The 22,588-nt window shown below is 63.6% G+C and carries 21 protein-coding genes; 11 read left to right on the top strand and 10 right to left on the bottom strand.

Translation table 11 applies throughout. The annotated features are described in order from the left end of the window. Nucleotides 1-130: 130 nt before the first annotated feature. Entirely contained in the window at nt 131-1,300 is a 1,170-nt protein-coding gene (gene sucC / locus ACWF6P_RS23800; RefSeq protein ID WP_452622730.1) for an ADP-forming succinate--CoA ligase subunit beta, read from the top strand. 15 nt (nt 1,301-1,315) lie between these two features. Continuing rightward, the gene (gene sucD / locus ACWF6P_RS23795) at nt 1,316-2,218 is read left to right on the top strand and encodes a succinate--CoA ligase subunit alpha (protein ID WP_378632063.1); all 903 of its coding nucleotides are present in this window, start codon (nt 1,316-1,318) and stop codon (nt 2,216-2,218) included. A 42-nt stretch (nt 2,219-2,260) separates the two neighbouring features. Here the strand turns inward: sucD and ACWF6P_RS23790 are convergent, their stop codons facing one another. Beyond that, nucleotides 2,261-2,896, bottom strand: coding sequence for an IMPACT family protein (locus tag ACWF6P_RS23790; protein WP_452622729.1), 636 nt, complete (start codon nt 2,894-2,896; stop codon nt 2,261-2,263). A gap of 86 nt (nt 2,897-2,982) precedes the next feature. Between ACWF6P_RS23790 and ACWF6P_RS23785 the strand changes: the two genes are divergently transcribed. The 4 genes from ACWF6P_RS23785 (at nt 2,983) to purH (ending at nt 7,988) form a co-directional block, all read left to right on the top strand. After that, nucleotides 2,983-4,047, top strand: coding sequence for a DUF5336 domain-containing protein (locus tag ACWF6P_RS23785; protein WP_452622728.1), 1,065 nt, complete (start codon nt 2,983-2,985; stop codon nt 4,045-4,047). Between the two features lie 121 nt (nt 4,048-4,168). Next, entirely contained in the window at nt 4,169-5,710 is a 1,542-nt protein-coding gene (locus tag ACWF6P_RS23780; protein WP_452622727.1) for a cell division protein PerM, read from the top strand. A 6-nt stretch (nt 5,711-5,716) separates the two neighbouring features. Then, nucleotides 5,717-6,436 (top strand): phosphoribosylglycinamide formyltransferase, encoded by a 720-nt coding sequence (gene purN, locus ACWF6P_RS23775; RefSeq protein WP_452622726.1) that lies wholly within the window; start codon nt 5,717-5,719, stop codon nt 6,434-6,436. Further along, nucleotides 6,429-7,988 carry a bifunctional phosphoribosylaminoimidazolecarboxamide formyltransferase/IMP cyclohydrolase gene (purH, locus tag ACWF6P_RS23770; RefSeq protein WP_452622725.1) on the top strand — a complete coding sequence of 520 codons (1,560 nt, stop codon included), beginning with the start codon at nt 6,429-6,431 and terminating at the stop codon, nt 7,986-7,988. Before purN ends, purH begins: the two co-directional genes overlap by 8 nt. Nucleotides 7,989-8,085: 97 nt before the next feature. Here the strand turns inward: purH and ACWF6P_RS23765 are convergent, their stop codons facing one another. The 4 genes from ACWF6P_RS23765 to ACWF6P_RS23750 all read right to left on the bottom strand — a co-directional run bounded on the left by ACWF6P_RS23765 (nt 8,086) and on the right by ACWF6P_RS23750 (nt 10,327). Continuing rightward, nucleotides 8,086-8,307 carry a hypothetical protein gene (locus ACWF6P_RS23765; protein WP_003946391.1) on the bottom strand — a complete coding sequence of 74 codons (222 nt, stop codon included), beginning with the start codon at nt 8,305-8,307 and terminating at the stop codon, nt 8,086-8,088. A gap of 88 nt (nt 8,308-8,395) precedes the next feature. Continuing rightward, nucleotides 8,396-8,521: a hypothetical protein gene (locus ACWF6P_RS23760; protein WP_452622724.1), complete on the bottom strand. Its 126-nt coding sequence runs from the start codon at nt 8,519-8,521 to the stop codon at nt 8,396-8,398. 237 nt (nt 8,522-8,758) lie between these two features. Further along, the gene (locus ACWF6P_RS23755) at nt 8,759-9,727 is read right to left on the bottom strand and encodes an alpha/beta hydrolase family protein (protein WP_452622723.1); all 969 of its coding nucleotides are present in this window, start codon (nt 9,725-9,727) and stop codon (nt 8,759-8,761) included. A 27-nt stretch (nt 9,728-9,754) separates the two neighbouring features. Beyond that, nucleotides 9,755-10,327, bottom strand: coding sequence for a DUF4126 domain-containing protein (locus ACWF6P_RS23750; RefSeq protein ID WP_283302094.1), 573 nt, complete (start codon nt 10,325-10,327; stop codon nt 9,755-9,757). A gap of 85 nt (nt 10,328-10,412) precedes the next feature. Here ACWF6P_RS23750 and ACWF6P_RS23745 point away from each other — a divergent pair, with 85 nt between their 5' ends. The 3 genes from ACWF6P_RS23745 to ACWF6P_RS23735 are packed head-to-tail and all read left to right on the top strand — an operon-like array spanning nt 10,413 to nt 14,207. Beyond that, nucleotides 10,413-10,829 carry a VOC family protein gene (locus tag ACWF6P_RS23745; protein ID WP_452622722.1) on the top strand — a complete coding sequence of 139 codons (417 nt, stop codon included), beginning with the start codon at nt 10,413-10,415 and terminating at the stop codon, nt 10,827-10,829. 54 nt (nt 10,830-10,883) lie between these two features. Then, nucleotides 10,884-12,260 carry an ATP-binding protein gene (locus ACWF6P_RS23740; protein ID WP_378446415.1) on the top strand — a complete coding sequence of 459 codons (1,377 nt, stop codon included), beginning with the start codon at nt 10,884-10,886 and terminating at the stop codon, nt 12,258-12,260. A 9-nt stretch (nt 12,261-12,269) separates the two neighbouring features. Continuing rightward, nucleotides 12,270-14,207, top strand: a complete 1,938-nt coding sequence (locus ACWF6P_RS23735) for a vWA domain-containing protein (protein WP_452622721.1) — start codon at nt 12,270-12,272, stop codon at nt 14,205-14,207. Here the strand turns inward: ACWF6P_RS23735 and ACWF6P_RS23730 are convergent. Further along, nucleotides 14,204-15,229 (bottom strand): agmatine deiminase family protein, encoded by a 1,026-nt coding sequence (locus tag ACWF6P_RS23730; protein ID WP_452622720.1) that lies wholly within the window; start codon nt 15,227-15,229, stop codon nt 14,204-14,206. The two genes, ACWF6P_RS23735 and ACWF6P_RS23730, sit on opposite strands and share 4 nt — an antisense overlap. Then, the gene (locus ACWF6P_RS23725) at nt 15,226-16,173 is read right to left on the bottom strand and encodes a nitrilase-related carbon-nitrogen hydrolase (protein WP_452622719.1); all 948 of its coding nucleotides are present in this window, start codon (nt 16,171-16,173) and stop codon (nt 15,226-15,228) included. The genes ACWF6P_RS23730 and ACWF6P_RS23725 overlap by 4 nt, the downstream gene beginning before the upstream one ends. 148 nt (nt 16,174-16,321) lie before the next feature. Between ACWF6P_RS23725 and ACWF6P_RS23720 the strand changes: the two genes are divergently transcribed. Continuing rightward, nucleotides 16,322-16,936 (top strand): TetR/AcrR family transcriptional regulator C-terminal domain-containing protein, encoded by a 615-nt coding sequence (locus ACWF6P_RS23720; RefSeq protein WP_378532624.1) that lies wholly within the window; start codon nt 16,322-16,324, stop codon nt 16,934-16,936. Here the strand turns inward: ACWF6P_RS23720 and ACWF6P_RS23715 are convergent. From ACWF6P_RS23715 to ACWF6P_RS23705, 3 genes are all read right to left on the bottom strand, one after another. Then, the gene (locus ACWF6P_RS23715; protein WP_378532626.1) at nt 16,933-18,459 is read right to left on the bottom strand and encodes an APC family permease; all 1,527 of its coding nucleotides are present in this window, start codon (nt 18,457-18,459) and stop codon (nt 16,933-16,935) included. The two genes, ACWF6P_RS23720 and ACWF6P_RS23715, sit on opposite strands and share 4 nt — an antisense overlap. Next, nucleotides 18,456-19,355, bottom strand: coding sequence for a universal stress protein (locus tag ACWF6P_RS23710; RefSeq protein ID WP_378532628.1), 900 nt, complete (start codon nt 19,353-19,355; stop codon nt 18,456-18,458). The genes ACWF6P_RS23715 and ACWF6P_RS23710 overlap by 4 nt, the downstream gene beginning before the upstream one ends. 90 nt (nt 19,356-19,445) lie before the next feature. Continuing rightward, nucleotides 19,446-20,876 carry a gamma-aminobutyraldehyde dehydrogenase gene (locus tag ACWF6P_RS23705; protein ID WP_378446420.1) on the bottom strand — a complete coding sequence of 477 codons (1,431 nt, stop codon included), beginning with the start codon at nt 20,874-20,876 and terminating at the stop codon, nt 19,446-19,448. A gap of 169 nt (nt 20,877-21,045) precedes the next feature. On the opposite strand from ACWF6P_RS23705, the gene ACWF6P_RS23700 reads away from it, so the two are divergent. After that, complete coding sequence (locus ACWF6P_RS23700) at nt 21,046-22,563, top strand: PucR family transcriptional regulator (RefSeq protein WP_378632100.1); 1,518 nt, start codon at nt 21,046-21,048, stop codon at nt 22,561-22,563. The last annotated feature ends 25 nt before the right edge of the window (nt 22,564-22,588 follow it).

The following is a 22,588-nucleotide window of genomic DNA, read 5'->3' as shown; positions in this document are numbered from 1 at the left end:
GCAATTGTGCGTGACTTGGGCCACATAGCATCAATGCGGGCGCAAACCGAACGCGGCAACTGGTTAAAGTCCAGAACAGACCCGCTCCTACCCCTCGAGCGGGTGACAACGCAGACGAGACGGTGAGCAGATGGATCTCTTCGAATACCAGGCGAAGGAACTCTTCGCCAAGCACGGAGTGCCGACTTCGGCTGGACGTGTTATAGACACAGTCGCCGGCGCACGCGAGATTGCCGAAGAAATCGGTAAGCCCGTGATGGTGAAGGCACAGGTCAAGGTAGGCGGCCGCGGCAAGGCCGGTGGCGTCAAGTACTCGCCCGACGTGGATGCCGCAGTGGCAAACGCCGAGGCAATCCTGGGCCTGGACATCAAGGGCCATGTCGTCAAGAAGCTGCTGGTCGCAGAGGCAAGTGACATTGCCGAGGAGTACTACATCTCCTTCCTGCTCGACCGCACCAACCGCACCTACCTGGCCATGTGCTCGGTAGAGGGTGGCGTCGAGATCGAGGTCACCGCCGAGGAGAACCCCGACGCTCTCGCCAAGATCCCCGTCGACGCAGTCAAGGGCGTCGACCTCGCGTTCGCGCGCAGCATCGCCGAGGCAGGAAAGCTGCCCGCAGAGGTGCTCGACGCAGCGGCCGTGACGATCCAGAAGCTGTGGGAGGTCTTCATCGGCGAAGACGCGCTCCTCGTCGAGGTCAACCCCCTCGTTCGCACGCCTGACGATCAGATCCTCGCCCTCGACGGCAAGGTCACCCTGGACGAGAACGCAGCGTTCCGTCAGCCCGGCCACGAGGCATTCGAGGATCGCGACGCTACCGATCCCCTCGAGCTCAAGGCCAAGGAGAACGACCTCAACTACGTCAAGCTCGACGGTGAGGTCGGAATCATCGGCAACGGCGCAGGCCTGGTCATGTCCACCCTGGACGTCGTCGCATACGCCGGCGAGAACCACGGTGGCGTCAAGCCCGCCAACTTCCTCGACATCGGCGGCGGAGCTTCCGCTGCAGTCATGGCTGCCGGCCTCGACGTCATCCTCAACGACGCACAGGTCAAGAGCGTGTTCGTCAACGTCTTCGGCGGCATCACCGCGTGTGACGCAGTTGCCAACGGCATCGTCGGCGCACTGAAGACCCTGGGTGACGAGGCCAACAAGCCGCTCGTCGTTCGCCTGGACGGAAACAACGTCGAAGAGGGTCGCCGCATCCTCGCCGAGGCCAACCACCCGCTGGTCACGGTCGTCGCAACCATGGACGAGGCCGCCGACAAGGCCGCCGAACTCGCTCACGCAGCGAAGTAAGGGACTCACAGAACAATGGCAATCTTCCTCACCAAGGATTCAAAGGTCATCGTCCAGGGCATCACCGGCGGCGAGGGCACCAAGCACACCGCTCTGATGCTCAAGGCCGGCACCCAGGTCGTCGGCGGCGTCAACGCACGCAAGGCCGGCACCACGGTCTCGCACGTTGCTGCTGACGGTTCCGCTGTCGAGCTCCCCGTCTTCGCGACGGTCGAAGAGGCAATCAAGGAGACCGGCGCAGACGTCTCCATCGCGTTCGTCCCCCCGGCCTTCTCGAAGGACGCCATCGTCGAGGCCATCGACGCGGAGATCCCGCTCCTCGTGGTCATCACCGAGGGCATCCCGGTTCAGGACTCCGCTTACGCTTGGGCGTACAACGAGTCCAAGGGCAAGAAGACCCGCATCATCGGACCGAACTGCCCCGGCATCATCACCCCGGGTGAGGCCCTCGTCGGCATCACGCCCGCCAACATTGCAGGCACCGGCCCCATCGGCCTGGTCTCCAAGTCGGGCACCCTGACCTACCAGATGATGTACGAACTCCGTGACTTCGGCTTCTCCACCGCCATCGGTATCGGCGGTGACCCGGTCATCGGCACCACCCACATCGATGCCATCGAGGCATTCGAGAACGATCCCGAGACCAAGGTCATCGTGATGATCGGTGAAATCGGTGGCGACGCCGAAGAGCGTGCAGCCGATTACATCAAGGCCAACGTCACCAAGCCGGTCGTCGGCTACGTGGCAGGCTTCACCGCTCCCGAAGGCAAGACCATGGGCCACGCAGGCGCCATCGTCTCCGGTTCCTCGGGAACGGCTCAGGCCAAGCAGGAAGCTCTCGAAGCTGCAGGCGTGAAGGTCGGCAAGACGCCGTCCGCCACTGCTGCTCTCGCTCGCGAGATCCTTCAGTCCCTGTAAGGGGCTTCGCCCCCGTGCGTGGTTAGGGAGTCTCCGGACTCCTTAACCACGCACAGTGGTATCGACCCACATCGATCCGGCTGGTTCCAACTGCCCGGCACCGGATGTGATGGATGCGACGACCGATTCGAGATCGTCGGCATCACGGGCGGCGAGTGTCATGACCGCCTTCGATCCGTACGTAGTTCCGAGCACCGAGACGCCCCGCGCTCTCAGTTCTGCTTCCACTCGACCGGCCTCTGAGTGCCGGATCGCCAAAGTGCGCAGGATTTTCCGCTCCCTGGCCACAAGCTCGGCCGAATCGAGAGCCACCGAGACCGCTCCCGAATACGCACGAACCAATCCGCCGGCGCCGAGCTTGATTCCGCCGAAATAGCGCGTGACGACCACAATCACATCGACCAGATCTCGAGACTTGAGAACCTGAAGCATCGGCACCCCCGCAGTGCCACCCGGTTCGCCGTCGTCGTGTGCACGCTCGATGCGCGAGTTCGCGTCGTATCCGATCACGAAAGCCGAACAATGGTGGCGCGCATCGGGATACAGCGACTTCTGCTCCGCGACGAACTCCACGGCGGCTTCGGTGTCGTCGATCCGGCGAAGCGCGGCGATGAATCGTGAGTGCTTCACCTCGGTTTCGACGACGTGGTCGGCGCAAGGCGCGAGGGTGAAGGGCATCTGCCCATTGTCTCCCGTCGGTGTTAGCGTGCGAAGTCGAGACACATACGCTGGTAACCATCGAAGACCGTCTACGAGGAGAAGTCATGACGTTCACGCCGCAAGGGCCCAACTTCGGGCCACCGAATCAGCCGGCAGCGGGCGGTGGAACCAAGAATCTCGGATTCATCCTGCTCATCGCCGTCGCGGCGCTCGGCCTGATCAACTTCCTACTCGGTTTTGCGCCCTTCACCACGATCAGTGGAAGCAGCAGCGGAATCGGCAGCGATCTGGACACCAGTTCGAGCTTCTTCGAGTCGAGCATCTACGGCCTCGGGTTCATCTTCGCCGGCGGTGTTGTCGCCGGAATCTCGCTGCTCCCGAAGCAGTCGTATGCAGGCATTGCCGCAGCGCTCTCACTCACGGGTTTCTTCTCTTTGGTGTTCGCCGCGTTCTCGGTCGGTACCAGCGACTACGTAGATATCGGGCTCGGTTGGGGCCTGATCATCGTGCTGATTCTCTCGTTCGTGCAGACCGTCGTCGCAGTTGCGGCGTTGCTGTTCGAGATCGGAATCCTGAAGGCTCCCGCGCCGCGTCCGGTAGCGCAGCAGTACGGTCAGCCGCAGGGCTACGGTCAGCAGCAGGGTCAGCCCCAGGGGCAACAGCCGGGTCAGCCCCAGGGCTACGGACAAGGGCAGTACGGTCAGCCCCAGCAGGCTCAGCAGCAGCCTCAGTACCAGCAGAATCCGCAGTACGGGCAGGCACAGCAGCAGGGATACGGGGGAGCGCACGCCGCCCCCGCCGACCCGACTGCTTCGCAGCAGCCTTATGGACAGAGCGCATCTCCCTACGGTCAGAACCCGGTGCAGAATCCGACGCAGACCCCCACCGACTCGTCGTCGTCCGCAACGACGTCGTCTTACTATCCGCTGACCTCGCAGCCCGGTGGCCAGCCGAACCCGAGTTACTCGTCGGACCAGTTCACCGCTCCGCGTGGTTACGGCCAGCCGTACAACCAGCAGCAGACTGGCTCGACCGAGCAGCCGACGGGCTTCGAGCCGCCCACTTTCGAAGCACCGACGCCGCCCGCGGAACCTGAGCAGGGCAGCAGCGATTCTGCGGCCGAGACCAAGGTCTTCGGTTCCCAGAACCCTGACGAGCGTCAGCAGTAGTACTTCTTCGTTTCACGAGCATGAATGTGGCCTCCGACCCGCTGCGGGTGGAGGCCACATTCCGTGAGCCCGACGGCGCGCCTGAGTGCGCGGCGCACTATCGAGTGAAACCCTCGAGGGGATGAGTTCTTTGATTGATGGCACCCGGTCCCGTCCCGCGTCCGCACGACCCGGACGTGGTCGTACTGGCGGCGGCCGCGTCGGCGGCGGTCGCCCGGCACCCAACCCGGACCTGGCACGCAAGTTGCTGACTGTCGCGTTCCGGCCGTCGGGCCTGACGATGCTGCTGATCGCGGCCGTCGTTGTGGTCACCTTGGTATCGGCGAGCAGCGATCTGACCGGAACCTTCGGCGCCATTGCCACTACATGGTTGGTCATCCACCAAGTGCCGGCGACTATCAGCGGCGTCCAACTCGGTGTACTGCCACTGCTTCCGACGGCGGTCATGATGTGGGTGGTCGCACGCCGATGCGCGTCGACTGCGGTGCACACCGACTCCCGTGACGACACCCTCCGCCTGGTGGGGGCTGCGGTAGCCGGACCGTTGACAATCACGGCGATCGCGCTCGCAGTGGTCGCCGACGCTTCCGCGGCGATTCCGCTGTCGAGCCCCAACACGTTGGCCGCTTTCGGCTGGGTCGCCGGGATTCACCTGCTCGCAGCGTCCGTCGGTGTCGCTGCCGCGCACTGGGATCGCGTCGTTGCCGAGATTCCGCCGTGGGCGTCCGCCGCTGTCCGCCCGGCAACGGCCGCGTCGGCAGCGCTGTTGGCCGCGGGCGCCGTGGCCGTCGTGGTGTCACTGCTCGTGTCGTGGTCGACGGTCGGTGACCTGCTCGCGCGCGGCAACGGGTTTGTCGGCGTTCTGGGATTGACAGTGCTGTCGCTCCTCTACCTGCCGAACCTGGTCGTCGGCGCTGCCGCGGTGATGACGGGATCGACGGCCGATTTCGGCAACGTCTCCATCAGCGTGTTCGGCAACATCGGCGGAGACCTGCCACCGCTGCCGCTTCTCGGTGCGATCCCGGAAGGCGTCGCCGGCGGAATCTGGCCGGTGTTGTTGATCGTTCCGGCGGCGGTGGGGGTGATGCTCGGCCGCGACTGCGCTCGACGCATCGCCGGGCAGGACAGTGTGCTCGCGGTGCTGACGGCTGCTGCCGGTGCCGGCGTCGTCATGGCTCTGCTTGCGCTTGCTGCCGGGGGAGACCTCGGGCAGTTCGGCACCGTCGAGGTCCTGTGGTGGGGCTTCGGTCTTCTGACTTTTGCGTGGCTGGGATTGTTCGGAACCGTCTCGGCGCTGTTCGCGATGTGGTTCTCGCATCGCGGACACATGAAGGACGAGGCTGCGCCGCCGGAGGCTGAACCGGCTCGAACATCCGAGCCAGAACTCGCGATCACGGCCGCGGCCACCCCGGAAGAGGCAGACGAGAACACCGACGAAGTGCTCGCCCAGGAATCTGCGGTAGTTGTCACCAAGGTCGTCGAAGCTGAAATCGTCGAGGAATCAGGCGAACCTGTGCAGGTCGTGACAGAGGAAACCGTCGAAATCGAAGTAGTCGACGCCGAAGTTGTCGCGGCACCGGAGACCGACCCCGTTGCCGGACCAGAGACAAAGTCCGGGCCGGAGACCGACCTGCCCTCGAAGCCGCAGGAGTCCAGCGACTAGGCTGTCATGCGGCCGATACTCCGGCCGCATCATCTTCCAGTTCTCAGGAGTAGTGCGCTGACTGCCTCGGCCGACAATCCGCAGCCGACAATGCCCGACAGGGTCCAATTTCGCGACTCGATCGCGCGGGTAGTCGTACTCGCTTCCGGTGCAGGAACCCTGTTGACCTCGCTGATCGACGCTTCGCATGCCGACGGATACCCGGCCGAGATCGTTGCCGTCGGTGTAGATCGTGACTGCCTCGCTGCCGAGCACGCCGCGGATTCGAAGATTCCGTCCTTCAAGGTGTCGATCAAGGCCTACGAAGATCGCGCCACCTGGGACGACGCGCTGACAGCAGCGGTGGCCGAGCACGAACCCGACCTGGTGGTCAGTGCTGGTTTCATGAAGATCCTCGGCCCCACCTTTCTCGCGCGTTTCGGCGGCCGAATCATCAACACGCATCCCGCGTTGCTGCCTGCCTTCCCCGGCGCGCACGCGGTTCCCGACGCTCTGGCGTACGGCGTGAAGGTCACCGGTTCCACGGTGCATCTCGTCGACGGCGGAGTTGATACCGGGCCGATCTTGGCGCAGGAAGCTGTGCCGGTGCATGACGACGACACCGAGTCGTCGTTGCATGAACGCATCAAAATTGTGGAGCGACGGTTGTTGGCGGACGTCATCGCCGCTGTTGCTACGCGCGGAGTGGTTTCCGATGGACGAAAGGCCGTGATCCCCAGTGAGTGAACGCAAGGCTGTGCGCCGTGCACTTGTCAGCGTCTACGACAAGAGTGGTCTGATCGAGCTGGCCACGGGCCTGCACGAGGCCGGTGTCGAGTTGGTCTCGACCGGTTCGACCGCGTCGAAGATCGCCGACGCCGGAATCCCTGTGACCCCAGTCGAGGCTCTGACCGGATTCCCGGAATGCCTCGAAGGCCGTGTGAAGACGCTGCATCCGCGCGTCCACGCCGGCGTTCTCGCTGATACCCGTAAGCCGGATCACCTCGCTCAGCTCGAGGAACTCGGCATCGCGACTTTCGAATTGGTCGTCGTGAACCTGTACCCCTTCACTGAGACGGTTGCCTCGGGCGCGAGCCCGGACGAGTGCGTCGAGCAGATCGACATCGGCGGCCCGTCGATGGTGCGTGCTGCAGCCAAGAACCATCCGTCGGTTGCCGTCGTGGTCGATCCGGTTCGCTACGCCGATGTTTTGACTGCCGTTGCCGGTGGCGGATTCACTCTGCGTGAGCGCACTGTGCTTGCGGCGCAGGCGTTCCAGCACACGGCGTCGTACGACGTCGCTGTTGCAAGCTGGATGACGAGCACGATTGCCGCCGACGAAGACGGTTCGCAGTTCCCGGCCTGGGTCGGTGCCACGTGGAACCGCAGCGCTGTCCTGCGCTACGGCGAGAACCCGCACCAGGACGCCGCACTGTACGAAAACCCCGCAGCGCCTGCAGGTTTGGCTCAGGCAGAGCAGTTGCACGGCAAGGAGATGTCGTACAACAACTACACGGACTCCGACGCCGCGTGGCGCGCAGCGTACGACTTCACTGATCCGGCAGTGGCAATCATCAAGCACGCCAACCCGTGTGGCATCGCCATCGGCACCGACATCGCCGACGCTCACCGCAAGGCGCACGCATGCGATCCGGTCAGTGCTTTCGGTGGTGTGATCGCAGCCAACCGTGAGGTCACCGTCGAACTGGCCGAGCAGATCGCCGACATCTTCACCGAGGTCGTCATCGCGCCCTCGTACGAAGACGGAGCTGTCGAGGTTCTGCAGCGTAAGAAGAACATTCGTGTTCTGAAGGCTGCCGCTCCCACCTCTACCGGCATCGAACTGCGTCCGATCTCGGGCGGTACTCTGCTCCAGCAGCGCGACGTCCTCGACGCTGACGGGGACAACCCGGCCAACTGGACTCTCGCCAACGGTGAGGCTGCCGATGCCGAGACCCTCGCAGACCTCGAATTTGCTTGGCGCGCCAGCCGTTCGGTGAAGTCCAATGCGATCCTGCTGGCCTCCGGCGGCGCGTCCGTCGGCGTCGGCATGGGCCAGGTCAACCGCGTCGATGCAGCGCATCTTGCTGTTCAGCGCGCCGGTGACCGCGTCGTAGGTTCGGTTGCGGCCTCGGACGCGTTCTTCCCGTTCCCGGACGGCCTGCAGGTACTTCTCAACGCCGGCGTCAAGGCTGTTGTGCAGCCGGGTGGATCGGTTCGTGACAACGAAGTGATTGCTGCGGCCAAGGAAGCCGGCGTCACTCTCTATCTGACCGGTGCGCGCCACTTCGCGCACTGATTCCTGCTTCGCTGGCGGGCCTCGACTTCCTCTTCGTAGGTTGTCGGGGCCCGTTCTGCTTTCAGGCGGCCCGGCTCTTTCAGGCAGCCCGGTTCTTTCAGGCAGCGCTGCTGTGGGTGCCCTGGAGTTCGCGGGGTGAGCCGGTGATGACGACGCGTGAGGCTCCGCGACTGCGGATCTCGCTGATCAGTGCGCCGAGGGTGGCTTCGTGGGCAGCGTCGGAGTGCGAAAGATCCAGGGTGACGGCGTATCCGGTGAGGTCACCGGGCAGATCGACATACGGCGGCGCGATGGACAGTTGGTTGACTCGAAGTTTCATGTGGTGCTCCTGCGTGTGAAAGGTAAAAGAAAAGGCACCCGAGGCGTTTGCCCTGGGTGCCCGAGAACGAATCCGGTGAAACTGGGGATCATTCTCGGGGTACACCGCGCTTGTTGCCCATGTGCTCGGCCGACATTGCGGCCGAAAAAATGTGCTTGTCTGCGGTGCAGCTGCGCCACGAAAGTACGGATACGACGTTCGGGTCTAGCGACATGATGTCCGTTCCTTTCCGTGTGGCGTTGCTGGTTAATGGATGACCGTACAGCACGGATCGAGGGTTCGCACCAATAAAAAGCGCCGCGAACGTAAACACCGGGTGACTTCTGTCCCCGGATTTGCGGGATTGAAAGAGCCTCTGGTGCAGGTCAGGCGTAGAAAGCGAAAGTCCCTCCGCGATGCTTCGCGGAGGGAACTTTCTACCTGAAAAAAAGGACGTTCGGTCTGTACGTGATCAGGAGAACGAACGGACCCACGCTGTGAAGGGCTCCGAGAACTCTGCCGAGTACGGAAGCGGCGCGACGTAGTCGGCACCGGTGGACTGTTCGTCGCCGATGTCCTTGAGTACGAAGTTGGCGTTGCGCATCCGCACGGAAGTCAGCGCTGTATGTGAGAGCGCGGCATCCAGTGCTGCGACGTCGGCGGGAATGACTTGGATGTCCTTGTCCGAGCAGCTCGTGAGAACCGGCATGCCCGCCGGTAGCGCCGCCACGAGCGCAATCGGGTCCAATGCGTCTTCCTCGGCGAGTGCCTTGGCGTTGGCGTGTACGAGTCCCGCGTTCTGCAGCGGCTCGGGCAGGTCATCCGGAACTGTGCCCTCGGATCGCAGCGACTCGACGGCGTCGGCGAGCGCGACGCGCAGTTCGTCAGCCAGTTCGACCGGCAACTGACCGGCGCCGACGACGGCGTCGAGCTGGCGGTGAATCTGCGTCGTGAGTAGATCGAGAAGCCTGACGCTCAGTGGCTCGAGGAGTGCGAGGGCGCTGACTCTGGTGCCCTCCTTAGCAGTGGCGAGAGCCAGTGCGACGACGGCGCCGTCGCTGTGTCCGACCACGAACAACCGCTCGGGATCGACACCGGGTTGCCCGGCGAGGTAGTCCAGTCCGTCGGAGGCGGCGTCGACAAAAGTGTTGAAGCCGAGATCGGCGATGTCTTCGATCTCGTAGTCGCCGAGTGCGGTTTCGCCGCTGCCGAGCTTGTCGTAACGCAGACTTGAAATGCCCTGATTCTCAAGGAGATCCGCGATGAAGCGGAGGGTTCCGATGTCACCTTCGAGGAGCGCGCTGTCGCCGTTGCGATCGGTGGGGCCGCTGCCGGCCAGAATCAGTGCGGCCGGGGCAGGGGTGTCGGGTGAGGCGGCCAGGCGAAGACTCCCGTACAGGGTGACGTCGCCGGATTGGAACGAGATCTCGGTGTCGGACATGACGACTTGTCTACCAGGTCCGCACGTTCAGGCGGTGCGCAGACTCCGTACACGGCGCCAGCCGCGCCAACTGAACCACAAGAGTGCGGCGAGCAGCGGAATGATCAGGAACGGCAAGATCATCGCGATCAACGAGGTGAAGAAAGTCAGTACGTCCTCGATGACGGAAACGACAGGATTTGCCAGCCCACCGGTAGTGGCCGTACTGACCGCGCGAGTTCCTGTCTGGGCGGCGCTGAACGTCAATGCCGTCGGTGCACCGACGATGATGCCCGCGAGCGCGGCTATCGCAGGATCGAGATGGCTGAAAGCCGCCCAAGCCGCGATCACTCCGGCGATGGGTCCGGTGACGTTCCCGATCACCGACAACGCGTTGTCCACGAAGGGAATGAGGTCGGCACCCAGTTCGACCACTGCGGCGATTCCCAATGCCACCAGTGCGCCGGTGGATCCGATCCACCGCATCGACTCGCCGACGGTGACCCCGAACAGTTCGAAATGCACCGCAGCGCTCAGCATCAACAGCGGCAGGAAGGTTCGCATTCCGGACGCGGCGGCGAGTCCGAGGCCGAGCATGGCGGGCAACACCCAGGTATCCATGGGTGGAGTTTAGGTCTACTGTGCGCCCTTATTAACCGCCGGCGGTTAATAAAGGCGCACAGCAAAGTCTCGGAAAGGACCTTCCATGGCGACAAACCCGCAGCCGATGTTCTTCCTCAACCTGCCCGTCAAGGACCTCGGAAAGGCCACCACCTTCTACGAGGCCCTCGGATACTCCAAGAACACGCAGTTCTCCGACGAGAACGCGTCGTCGATGGTCATCAGTGACACCATCGTCGTGATGTTGTTGGCCGAGCCCTTCTTCAAGACCTTCACCACCAAGGGCATCGCCGACACTTCGACGTCGACGGAAGCGTTGCTCGGTCTCTCGGCCGAGACCCGTGAGGCCGTCGACACCATCGTCGACAAGGCACTCGCGAGCGGCGGTTCCGAGGGAAACGCGACGCAGGATCACGGCTTCATGTACAGCCGCAGCTTCCAGGATCCCGACGGCCACATCTGGGAAATCATCTGGATGAATCCCGAGAACATCGAGGGCTGAGCGACCGAACTTCCTCGGCGAGAGGCGAAACCCCGCAAACACTCGTAGCGTGGAGTGGTGACTGTCGCAAAAACCCTCGGAGAGCTACGCGCCTCCGGACACGTACAGCGAAGTGTCAAGGAAGAACTACGAGAGAATCTTCTCGCCGCGTTGCGGGACGGCCGTGACCCCTGGCCCGGGATAGTCGGGTTCGAGGACACGGTCGCTCCACAACTCGAGCGGGCGCTGATCGCCGGCCACGACGTGGTTCTGCTCGGCGAAAGAGGCCAGGGAAAGACGAGGTTGCTTCGCACTCTCGGGCTCCTGCTCGACGAGTGGACGCCCGTAATCGAAGGCTCGGAACTGGGGGAGCACCCGTACGAGCCGATCACCCCGGCTTCGATACGTCGAGCCAAGGAACTGGGCGACGACCTCCCGATCGCTTGGCGCCACCGCAGCGAGCGGTACTCCGAGAAACTGGCAACGCCGGATACCTCGGTCGCCGACCTGATCGGCGACGTCGATCCGGTCAAGGTTGCCGAGGGTCGGAGCCTCGGCGATCCGGAGACTATTCACTTCGGTCTCGTGCCTCGCGCGCATCGCGGAATCGTGGCCATCAACGAGCTTCCCGACCTCGCCGAGCGCATCCAGGTTTCGCTGCTCAACGTGATGGAGGAGCGAGACATCCAGGTCCGCGGATACACGCTTCGGCTTCCGTTGGACGTCCTGCTGGTCGCGAGCGCGAACCCCGAGGACTACACCAACCGTGGACGCATCATCACACCGCTCAAGGACCGCTTCGGTGCCGAGATCCGGACTCACTATCCGGTCGAACTGGAGGGCGAGATCGCGGTGATCGAGCAGGAAGCGCATCTGGCCGCCGAGGTGCCCGACTATCTCCTCGAAATTCTTGCCAGATTCACACGCCTGCTTCGTGAATCCACCTCGGTGGACCAGCGATCTGGTGTGTCGGCACGATTTGCCGTCGCCGGCGCAGAAACCGTCAGTGCGGCCGCAGTACGACGCGCGGCGGTGCTCGGCGAAGCTGATCCTGTTGCACGGCCGGTCGATCTCGAGTCCGTGGTCGAGGTTCTTCGAGGCAAGGTCGAGTTCGAATCCGGTGAAGAGGGACGGGAACTGGAGGTGCTCGAGCACCTGTTGCGTCGCGCGACGGCCGATACGGTTCGGGTACGTCTCGGCGGAATCGACTTGGGAATGCTGGTTGCAGCCGTGGAGATGGGCAATACGATCGTCACCGGTGAATCTGTCACGGCCAAGGCGTTTCTCGACGAACTTCCGGATCTCGAAGTTCTGGACGAAGTAGCCGAACGTCTCGGCGCGCAATCCGACGGTGAGCGTGCCGCCGGTGCCGAACTTGCCCTCGAAGGGCTTTACCTCGCGCGCCGGATCTCCAAAGATCAAGGCCCGGGCGGCCGCTCGGTGTATTCGTAAGGGGCAGTGATGATCCACAATCCGCGGTACGGGCCTTACGACGGTGGTCCCGATCCGCTCGCGCCTCCCGTGGATCTGCGCGAGGCCCTGGCAGCAATCGGCGACGACGTGTTGTCGGGCACGTCGCCGCGCCATGCCCTCCGAGAGCTCCTGCGCCGAGGAAACCGGGACATGCGCGGGCTCGACGACCTTGCCGCCCAGGCGAACCGGCGTCGACGCGAGTTGCTGCGCCGCAACAATCTCGACGGAACGCTCGACGAGGTTCGTAAGCTCCTCGACAAGGCGGTGCTCGAAGAGCGCAAAGAACTGGCACGTGCTCTCGACGACGACGCACGATTCAACGAAATGCGGATCGAGGAGTTACCGCCGTCGACAGCTCAGGCCGTGCAAGATCTGGCCGACTACAACTGGCGCAGCGAACAGGCTCGCGCGGATTACGAGAAGATTCGTGATCTGCTCGGTCGTGAAGTCCTCGATCAGCGATTCTCGGGTATGAAGCAGGCGCTCGAGGGTGCCACCGATGAGGATCGTGAGCAGATTCGCCAGATGCTGGCAGATCTGAATCACCTGCTCGACGCGCACTCTCGGGGCGTCGACACTCCGGAGCAGTTCGCAGAGTTCATGGACAAGCACGGGCAGTATTTCCCGGACAAGCCCCGCAACGTCGAGGAACTTCTGGATTCGTTGGCGCAGCGCGCAGCGGCCGCACAACGATTACGGAACTCGCTCTCGCAGGAGCAGCGTGACGAGTTGGATGCTTTGGCGCAGCAGGCTTTCGGGGATCCGAGCCTGATGAGTGAACTGGGGCAACTCGACCAGTACCTTCAGGCAGCTCGGCCGGGTGAGGACTGGGAAGGCTCGCAACAGTTCCGCGGCGACAACGGGATGGGTTTGGGTGAGGGAACCGGCGCACTGCAGGACATTGCCGAGCTGGAATCGTTGGCGGACCAACTATCGCAGCAGTATGCAGGCGCAGCACTCGACGACATCGACCCCGAACTGCTCGCGCGGCAACTCGGCGACGAAGCCGCTGCTGACGCCCGCACCCTCGCCGACCTCGAAAAGGCTTTGCAGGAGCAGGGTTTCTTCGATCGCGCACCGGACGGTCAATGGCGCCTGTCGCCCAAGGCCATGCGGCAGCTCGGACAGACTGCTCTACGCGATGTCGCCGGGCAACTGTCGTCGCGAACCGGTCAACGCGACACGCGTCGGGCCGGTGCGATGGGTGAACCGACCGGAGCGTCCCGCGAATGGGAATTCGGGGACACGGAACCGTGGGACGTCACGAGAACGATCACCAACGCCGTCCTGCGTGACCCGGGCCGAATGCCGGTGCGGCTGAGCGTCGTCGATGTCGAGGTGGCCGAAACCGAACAACGTAGTCAGGCTGCCGTGGCTCTGCTGGTGGACACGTCGTTCTCGATGGTCATGGAGGATCGCTGGGTTCCGATGAAGCGCACCGCTCTGGCGCTCAATCACCTGGTGAGTACACGATTTCGTAGCGACGAGCTGCAGTTGATCGCCTTCGGACGCCACGCGCACGTGCTGAGCCCGTCTGAGCTCGCCGGTTTGGACGGCGCGTGGGACCAGGGAACCAACCTCCACCATGCGCTCTTGTTGGCGGCCAGACACCTTCGACGCCACTCCAACGCACAGCCGGTGGTACTGATCGTCACCGATGGTGAACCGACGGCTCATCTCGAAGCCGACGGAGAAGCCAGGTTCGACTACCCGCCGAGTGCACGAACCCTCGGTTTGACGGTTCGCGCACTCGACGCGGTGGCCAGGCTGGGCGCCAAGGTCACGTTCTTCCGCCTCGGTGACGATCCAGGCCTGGCCAGGGTGGTCGACCGGATGGCGCACCGTGTGGGTGGACGCGTCATCGCGCCGGACCTGGACGGCCTCGGCGCCGCCGTGGTGAGTGACTACATGCGAGGTCGACGTTAGTTCTGTTCAGCGGGCTGGTGCTGGGTGATGCAGTGGATGCCGCCGCCACGTTCGAACAGCGGCCTCGCGTCGACGGTGACGACGGTGCGCCCGGGGTAAGCGGCTGACAGGATCCGGGCCGCTTCGGCATCGGCAGGATCGTCGAAGCTGCAGGCGATCACTCCCCGATTCACCACAAGATGGTTGATGTAGCTGTAGTCGACGAATCCCTCGTCGTCGCGCAGGATCTCGGGCGCAGGTACCCGGATGACCTTCCACGGCCGGCCGCCGACGTCGGTCGAGCGTTCGAACAACTCGATGATCGTCTTGCTGACGGCGTAGTCGGGGTGCACCGGATTGCGTTGGTCATGGACGAGTACCACTCCGGGGGAACAGATTGCCGCGACGATGTCGACGTGTCCGCGCGTTCCGTAGGTCTCCTGATCGCGGGTCAATCCGCGGGGAAGCCAGATAACATGCTTGGCTCCGATGGTGCGGGCGAGTTCGGCCTCGATGTCCGCCTTCGTCAGTTCGGGGTTTCGTCCCGGATCGAGTTGCACGGTTTCGGTGACCAGCACAGTGCCGAGGCCGTCGACCTGAATGCCGCCGCCCTCGTTGACGATTGGTGAGTCGATCAATTGGGACCCGGACTGCTCGACGACAAATCTGCCGATCTTCGAGTCCTTGTCCCACTGCGCCCAATCCTGTGCGCCCCACCCGTTGAACACCCAGTCGACTCCGCCGAGACGGCCCTCGTCGGACAAGACGAACGTCGGCCCGATGTCGCGCATCCATGCGTCATTGAGGGGTGCCTCGACGATGTCTACCTTCTCGGACAGGTACTTTCGCGCTTCTTCGACCTCGGCGGGATCGACGACGACGGTGACGGGCTCGAATTCGGCGACGGCGTGTGCAACTGCGGCCCACGTCGAGCGAGCTTCGTGTTGTTCTTCCGCGGTGTCCCCGAGGGAGTATCCGGCGCTGGGGTAGGCCATCCAGGTACGTTCGTGCGGTTCGCTTTCCGCGGGCATGCGCCAGGTCATCGCTTGGCTCCCGCAGTGTTCACCGGCGCGGTCAGAGTCGAGTAGGTGTCCGGACGACGCGTTGCCAGGAATGGGAACAGTGCCAGCCAGTCTTCACGGTGCTGCAGGTCGAGATCGGCGACCAGCACGGCTGATTCGTCGCGGGGAGCCTGAACGAGGATGCGTCCGTACGGGTCCGAGATGAAGGAGGAACCGTAGAAGGTGATGAGGCCTTCACTGCCGTGGCGATTGGGGACAACCATGAACGTGCCGTTCGCGATCCCGTTTCCGACGATCACCTGCTGCCACAGTGGCTGGGTGTCGAAGTTCGGGTGATCAGGCTCCGAACCGATCGCCGTCGGGTACACCAGAACCTGTGCACCGGCGAGGGAGTACGCACGTGCGACCTCGGGAAACCACTCGTCCCAGCACGTCGGGAGTCCGAACTTGGCGCCGAGCGCCTCGTGAACGGGGTATGCGTCCTCGGCCGGACCACCCCGGAAGTACGTGTCCTCGTAGTACCCGGCCGTCACCGGAATGTGGAGCTTGCGGGTACGAGCGAGAAGCTCCCCTCCGGGCGAGACGAGGATCGCGGTGTTGAATCCCAGTCCGTCCTCGGCTTCGCTGCGCTCGTACAGCGATGCATGAACGAGGACCTGGTTCTCGGTGGCTGCCTTGGTAGCGAATGAGAGTGTGGGTCCTGTGAGCAGGTCTTCGGCTTGGCGTCCGGGATTGTCCCCGGCAGGGGTGGAGGCGGGGTAGCGGCTGAGCGTCAGCTCCGGAAGAAAGACCACGGAAGCGCCCAGCTTCGCTGCGGACGCAATGCCCTCGCTCAACTCGGTGTAAAGGTCGTCTTGGTCCTCGTGCCAGCGATGTTGGACGAGACCTACACGGAGAGGGGTGGACGTGGACGGCGAAGTCGCGGCCAGTGACTCGGGTGGAGTGAGGGCGGTGATCGTCAGCATGGGGTTTCCTCGGTGCTCGGGTATTCGACGTTCAACGTAAAACGAATGTGATTCGTTAAGTATGGTGGGTGAGCGCTGATTGATCAAGGACTTTCGAGGAATTGTTTTTTGCGGCGCCCGAACGGTGTGGATCACTACAGGAGGACATATGCCGCGGCCACCGCAACGACTGCTCTCACCGGAGATCATCACCGAGGCAGCGATCGAGTCGGTGGACGAATCCGGCGACTTCACCATGCCGGGACTCGCCGCAAGGCTGAAGGTTCGACCGTCGTCGCTCTACAACCACGTTTCCGGACGGGCTGAGATCGTCGAACTGATGAGGGCTCAACTGATGGCAGGAATCGACGTGAAGTCGGCCTCGGGGACCTGGAGTGAGACCGTCGCGGCGCTGGCAGCCGAGTACCGGCGAAGCTACGCCGCGCATCCTCGTCTGATTCCGCTCTTCACTGCGCAGACCGTGCAGGCCGGTGTGGCTTTCACCCTGTACAACGCATTGGCGCAGGCATTTGCCGATGGTGGCTTCGACCCGGCTGAAACACTGCACGCGATCACGACCGTCGACAGTTTTGTTCTCGGTTCGGCCTTGGATCTGGCGGCGCCGGACGTCCAGTGGGCGTCGGGGCCCGAGGCCAACGACGCGATGAAGGCGGCGTTGGCAACGTCCGGGAAAAATCCCGAACGTGCCGACGCCGCCTTCGAATTCGGCTTGCGCGTGCTGATGGCGGGCCTGATCGCGCAGGCTCCCGAAACTGCCTCCTAGGACACGCTGAGGTCGTTCTCGTCGCGCAGTGCCTCCGTGTCGCGGTTGAGGGTCTTGCCCTCGAAGAACTCGGGATTGCGCACTCGCATGACCATCATCAGGACCGCGCCGAGGATGAGGATTCCGAACCCGAGGAAGAAGACCAGGCCGATCCCGCCGATGGATGCTCCGCTGGCGTTGTCCGGATTCATGCTCTCTTGGACCGAAATGACGAACACCGCAAGCAGCATGAGGCCACCGATGAGTGGGAACGCGAGCCGGAAGACGAAGTTTCGTAAGCTCTCGAAAAGCGTTTTGCGGAAGTACCACACGCACGCGAATGCCGTGATGCCGTAGTACCAGCAGATCATGATGCCGAGTGCAGCGATCGTGTCGAGCAGTGCACTTTCGGACAGGAACGTGACAACGCTGTAGAACACGGCGGTCACCGCGCCGGCCACGACTGTGGCGTACGACGGCACCAGGAAGCGAGGGGAGACCTCGGCGAGTTTCTTGGGGAAGGCTCCGTACGCGCCCATGGCGAGCATGGTTCGTGCAGCGGGCAGGAACGTGGTCTGCAGGCTGGCGACGGAGGAGACGAAGACGGCGAGGAACAGGAGCATTCCGCCCCAGTTACCCAAGACCGGGTCGGCGAGGGCGCCGAAGACGTTCTCGGAGTTGTCGGGGTTGCCGAGGCCGAGGCCTTCCTCGCCGACGCCGGCGTACATCATCGCGGCGACGGCGACCAGCAGGTAGGTCAGGAGAATGGTTGCGACACAGAGCAAACCGGCACGGCCCGGGGTCTTCTTCGGGTTCTTCGACTCCTCGCCCAGTGTGAGACAGGTATCCCAGCCCCAGAACGCGAAGATCGATCCGGTGAGTCCGATGACAAATGCGCCGATCGCGAGTCCGCTGAACGGGTTGAACCAACTCAGGTCGAAGGACAATCCGGCCGGGGCGTCGCCGGCACCGACGTGAACCAGTGCAACGACGGCGAAGACGACGAGCAACACCATCTGGAAACCGACGAGCGCGAACTGCACGCGCTCGCTGGTGGTGATTCCTCGACTGGCAATCCAGGTGGCCAAGGCGATGAACACCAGGGTGGTGCCGACGTTGACGAATTTGTTGCCCGGTAGATCGGCGATCGAGGGATTGTCGACCACCCGAGCTATGAACAGATAGAAGAAGTCGACGGCAATGGCCGCGAGGTTCGAGAGCACGATGATGGTGGCGATCACCATGCCCCAGCCGCACATCCAGCCGACGTATGGTCCGAATGCCTTGGTGGACCACGTGAATGACGCTCCGCAGTCAGGAGTGTCGGAGTTCAGTTCGCGGTACGCGTACGCGGTGAGGAACATCGGGATGAAGCCGGCGATGAAGATGGCGGGCATCTTGAGACCGACCGCAGCGACGATCAATCCGATGCTGGCCGTCAGGGTGTAACCCGGTGCCACGGAGGAGATTCCGAGGACTGCGCCGGAGATCATGCCGATCTTGCCGGTAGCGAGGCCTTTGGAACTCAGTTCGGTGCTGGTCATGACAGTGCCTCCGGCTGGGTGAATTCGTGCTTGGGCACTACGACCATGGGAACGGGCAACACGCGCAGCATCTTGGCGGCGGTGGAACCCAGGAAAAGTTTGCGGGGCTGGGCGAGGCGACTTGAACCGACCATCACGAGATCGCCGTCCTGCCAGTCCAGTTGACGCACTGCCGATTCCACGGTGGACCCGTCGGCGATGATGACCTCGATGGGGAACTCCGCGGGGAGCGCGGCTCTTGCGACGTCGAGTGTGTCCTGAGCGTGATTTCGTGCACGCTCCCTGGCCGACTCGGCGGTGTCGCGATGATCGCGCAGATCGTTCTGGGGGTCGAGCGCCACGAGAGAGACCAGTCGCAGCGGAACCTGCATCAGTTCGCTGGCGCGTACGGCGGTGTTCAAGACGATGTCGGCGCCGACGCGGGTGCCGAGTGCACAGGTGACTTCTCGTATTGCGGTAGCCGACGAGTGCCGCGTTCCGCGAGGCGCCAGTGCTACCGGGACGTGGGCTGAGTGCAGCAGTTCGGTCGAGACCGAACCTATCGCGTGACGGCCGAGCAGACCGTCGCCGGAAGCGCCCACGACGATCGCCAGCGCGTTCAGTCGGTCCACCTCGTCGAGCAGGCCCTGAGCGAACGACTCGTGGAAGCTCAGGTGTACTTCCACCTGGATGTCCTCGGGCACCGAGGCTTTCGCTTCGGCGAGCCAGTCGTGTGCACGTGCGGCGAGGATGTCGTCGTAGCCGGCTTCCGAGGGAACCTTGGCCGGCAGTGTCCGATCCGGTGGGAGGACCATGCAGATGTCGAGTTGCGCGCCGAGACTGCGCGCGAGCTGGGCCCCGAGGACCAGCCCGTCTTTACCGCTGGGTGTGGCGAGGTATCCGACGATAAGGCGCATGGTGGCTCTTTTCCGGATTGGAGGAATCTGCTGTGCGCCTTTATTAACCGCGGGGGGTTAATAAAGGCGCACAGCAGGAGGGGCGGAGACTCAGTCGTGCGAACTCATGACGTGCTTGAGACGGGTGTAGTCCTCGACTCCGTAGGCCGAGAGATCCTTGCCGTAACCGGAGTACTTGAAGCCGCCGTGGGGCATCTCGGCGACGAGCGGGATGTGGCAGTTGATCCACACCGCACCGAAGTCGAGAGCAGCGGAGACGCGTTGCGTGACACCGTGATCCTTGGTCCAGATGCTCGAGGCCAGGCCGAACCGAACGTCGTTGGCAAGCGTGATCGCCTCCTTCTCGTCGGAGAAGCTCTGGACTGTGAGGATAGGACCGAAAGTCTCTTCCTGCACGATGTCGTCTGATTGCGCGACGCCGGTGATGACGGTCGGCTCGAAGAAGAATCCGGTTTCGCCCGAACGCTTTCCGCCGGTAACGATCTTGGCCGACGCCGGCAGGTTCGCGATCTTGTCGCTCACGGCGTTGAAGTGGTTGATGTTGTTGAGCGGGCCGTAGAAGGCATCAGGATCGGAAGGCGCTCCGGGTCGCAGCTTTTCGGCGTTACGCACGAGAGCTTCGACGAGCTGATCGTGGATGGATTCGTGAACGATCACGCGGGTGGCCGCGGTGCAGTCCTGGCCGCCGTTGAAGAATGCTGCCTCGGCAATGCCGGTGGCGGTCTTCTCGATGTCGACGTCGCCGAAGACGATCGCCGGGGCTTTGCCGCCAAGCTCGAGGTGTGCACGCTTGAGCTGCTGCGCCGCGGACACGGCGACAGCGATGCCTGCTCGTACCGAACCGGTGATGGAGACGAGACCGAGGGCCGGGTTCTCCACCAACGTCGCGCCGGTTCCGCCGTTGCCGAGCACGACGTTCAACACACCGTCCGGCAGGATGCCCTTCGAGAGCTTAGCCAGGACCAGCGTGCTGCCCGGTGTGGTGTCGCTGGGCTTGAGGACGATCGTGTTGCCGGCTGCGAGCGCGGGCCCGATCTTCCACAGCGCCATCATGAACGGGTAGTTCCAGGGAGTGACCTGACCGACGACGCCTATCGGCTCACGGCGGACGTACGAGGTGAAACCTTCCATGTACTCTCCGGCAGCCTTGCCCTCGAGAAGGCGTGCGGCGCCGGCGAAGAACCGCATCTGATCGGCTCCGACCTTGACCTCTTCGTCGGCGATCATCTGGTGGGCCTGGCCGGTGTTGGCGCTTTCGGCCGCGACGATTTCGTCGCTGTGCGCTTCGATGGCGTCGGCGAGTTTGAGGAGTGCGGCCTGGCGCACGCTCGGAGTCGTCTTGCCCCAGGTCTCGAATGCGCGCTGCGCCGCTTCGACGGCGGCGTCGACGTCTTCCTTGGTGGAGACCGGCGTACGCCCGACCACACTCTCGTCCACGGGGTTGATCAGGTCGAGCGTTTCCGTCGCGGCTGAGGCGACGAATTCACCGTTGATGTAGTTCTCGAGTACGACGATCGACATCGGTACCGGTTCCTCTCGAGGTCGAACGAGTTCCGGCCGAGGTGATCAGCACGGAACTCGCACTTTGTGGGGCGTGTGTGAGCAAGTGTGCGCTGACTCACAGGTAAAGGCAGCTGCCAAAAAGGTGAAATCTTTGATCACCAACGCGCCGAGTTGTACAGTCCAGCGCATGACGATCGCTGTGCGGTGGATGTTGGCGCAGCCGGACCTCGCGCTGGAACTCAAAGGTGGGGCGCAGGGTGTCGGTCGCGAAATCACATTTGCGCACGCCACGGAGTTGCTCGACCCGTTCCGATGGTTGACCGGCGGCGAATTCATCCTCACCACCGGCATTCGACTGCCGTCCACTCAGCAAAAGCGCGGCCGTTATCTCCGGATGCTCGACGCAGCGGGTGTGGCGGCGGTGGGGTTCGGGACCGGACTCTCGTACCCCGAGGTTCCGGCCGATCTGGTGGCGGTTGCCGACGAGATCGGACTGCCGCTGATCGAGGTGCCGCTGCCGACGCCTTTCGCAGCCGTCGTCAAGCGCGTGATGAGCCGGTTGGCAGAGCAGGAATACGAAGCTGTCCTTCGGGCGTCACGGGCGCAACCGCGGATGACGCGCGCAGTCATTTCCGGCGGAACTGCTGCGACCGTGCGTGAACTGGCGATCGCAACCTCGGCGACGGTACTCCTGCTCGACGTCGCCGGACGAGTTCTCGAGAGCTCACCTCAACTGCCGACGGACGACGTGATCGAGGAATTGCGAGCAACTCTCGGGGGCGGCGCGTCCAGCAGCGTGACGCTTGCACGTTCCGGCGCGTCCATCGCCGTGCAGCAGATCAGCGTCGGGCGAACGCCGTACGGATACCTGGCGGTCATCAGTGCGTCTGCGCTCAGTTACGTCGATCAGATACTTCTCGGTCACGCGAACTCGTTGTTGGCGTTGGACTTCGAGAAACCTGCGCGCCTGCGTGCCACTCAGGATCAGTTGAATTCGCATGCCCTCGGACTGCTGCTCACCGAAGACCGCGACCCGGCGCCGGCGTGGCAACAGATCCGCCAGGCCGCCGACGGCGAGGGGATGATCCGTGGCCTGACAGTTCTTGCCGACACGTCCGATGTCGCGGGACGCGTCGCAGTCGAGATTGCCGAATTCATGAACAAGGCAGGGCGGCAGTTGTTCTCGCGGATCAACGACACTCGCGTCACGGTGCTGCTGCGAGGAACCGACGACGTCGCGTTCGCCCGAGAGTTACTGAGCGGGGTATCGAGGTCGGATTTACGCTCACTCCGCGTCGGCCTGAGCGCGAGACGCGTAGTCGCGGCCCTGGCGGTCGCCGTCGAACAGTCCCAGCTGTGTGCGTCTGCGGCGGAAATCGGCGGTGAGCCTTTGGAATTCGCGGCGCTGACCGGAAGTGTGCTGCTGTCTTTCGATTCGACGCGTGAAGTGCTCAACACGCTGGCGGAAACGATGATCACTCCGATCGAGGATTACGACCGTGACAACGGCACCGAACTGCTGGCGTCGTTGCGGGCATTTCTCGAGGCCAACGGGCACTGGGAAGCGGCAGCCATCACGATGGGCGTCCACCGGCACACGCTGCGAAGCCGAATGGCGAAGGTGGAGAGCCTGATCGACTGTCGGCTCGAAGTTGCGAGAGTTCGTGCGGAACTGCTGCTCTCGATCATTGCCCGGCAGTCGTGACTGCCGGGCAATGATCGAGACTTGG

The sequence above is a fragment of the Rhodococcus sp. NPDC055024 genome (assembly GCF_053608585.1).
This window is presented reverse-complemented; position numbering and strand designations above follow the sequence as displayed.

What these genes read in the sequence shown, in the direction of transcription:
- sucC (WP_452622730.1), top strand. Translation starts at nt 131, where the DNA reads ATGGATCTCTTCGAATACCAGGCGAAGGAACTCTTCGCCAAGCACGGA.
- sucD (WP_378632063.1), top strand. Translation starts at nt 1,316, where the DNA reads ATGGCAATCTTCCTCACCAAGGATTCAAAGGTCATCGTCCAGGGCATC.
- ACWF6P_RS23790 (WP_452622729.1), bottom strand. Translation starts at nt 2,896, where the DNA reads ATGCCCTTCACCCTCGCGCCTTGCGCCGACCACGTCGTCGAAACCGAG.
- ACWF6P_RS23785 (WP_452622728.1), top strand. Translation starts at nt 2,983, where the DNA reads ATGACGTTCACGCCGCAAGGGCCCAACTTCGGGCCACCGAATCAGCCG.
- ACWF6P_RS23780 (WP_452622727.1), top strand. Translation starts at nt 4,169, where the DNA reads ATGAGTTCTTTGATTGATGGCACCCGGTCCCGTCCCGCGTCCGCACGA.
- purN (WP_452622726.1), top strand. Translation starts at nt 5,717, where the DNA reads ATGCGGCCGATACTCCGGCCGCATCATCTTCCAGTTCTCAGGAGTAGT.
- ACWF6P_RS23765 (WP_003946391.1), bottom strand. Translation starts at nt 8,307, where the DNA reads ATGAAACTTCGAGTCAACCAACTGTCCATCGCGCCGCCGTATGTCGAT.
- ACWF6P_RS23760 (WP_452622724.1), bottom strand. Translation starts at nt 8,521, where the DNA reads ATGTCGCTAGACCCGAACGTCGTATCCGTACTTTCGTGGCGCAGCTGC.
- ACWF6P_RS23755 (WP_452622723.1), bottom strand. Translation starts at nt 9,727, where the DNA reads ATGTCCGACACCGAGATCTCGTTCCAATCCGGCGACGTCACCCTGTAC.
- ACWF6P_RS23750 (WP_283302094.1), bottom strand. Translation starts at nt 10,327, where the DNA reads ATGGATACCTGGGTGTTGCCCGCCATGCTCGGCCTCGGACTCGCCGCC.
- ACWF6P_RS23745 (WP_452622722.1), top strand. Translation starts at nt 10,413, where the DNA reads ATGGCGACAAACCCGCAGCCGATGTTCTTCCTCAACCTGCCCGTCAAG.
- ACWF6P_RS23735 (WP_452622721.1), top strand. Translation starts at nt 12,270, where the DNA reads ATGATCCACAATCCGCGGTACGGGCCTTACGACGGTGGTCCCGATCCG.
- ACWF6P_RS23730 (WP_452622720.1), bottom strand. Translation starts at nt 15,229, where the DNA reads ATGACCTGGCGCATGCCCGCGGAAAGCGAACCGCACGAACGTACCTGG.
- ACWF6P_RS23725 (WP_452622719.1), bottom strand. Translation starts at nt 16,173, where the DNA reads ATGCTGACGATCACCGCCCTCACTCCACCCGAGTCACTGGCCGCGACT.
- ACWF6P_RS23720 (WP_378532624.1), top strand. Translation starts at nt 16,322, where the DNA reads ATGCCGCGGCCACCGCAACGACTGCTCTCACCGGAGATCATCACCGAG.
- ACWF6P_RS23715 (WP_378532626.1), bottom strand. Translation starts at nt 18,459, where the DNA reads ATGACCAGCACCGAACTGAGTTCCAAAGGCCTCGCTACCGGCAAGATC.
- ACWF6P_RS23710 (WP_378532628.1), bottom strand. Translation starts at nt 19,355, where the DNA reads ATGCGCCTTATCGTCGGATACCTCGCCACACCCAGCGGTAAAGACGGG.
- ACWF6P_RS23705 (WP_378446420.1), bottom strand. Translation starts at nt 20,876, where the DNA reads ATGTCGATCGTCGTACTCGAGAACTACATCAACGGTGAATTCGTCGCC.
- ACWF6P_RS23700 (WP_378632100.1), top strand. Translation starts at nt 21,046, where the DNA reads ATGACGATCGCTGTGCGGTGGATGTTGGCGCAGCCGGACCTCGCGCTG.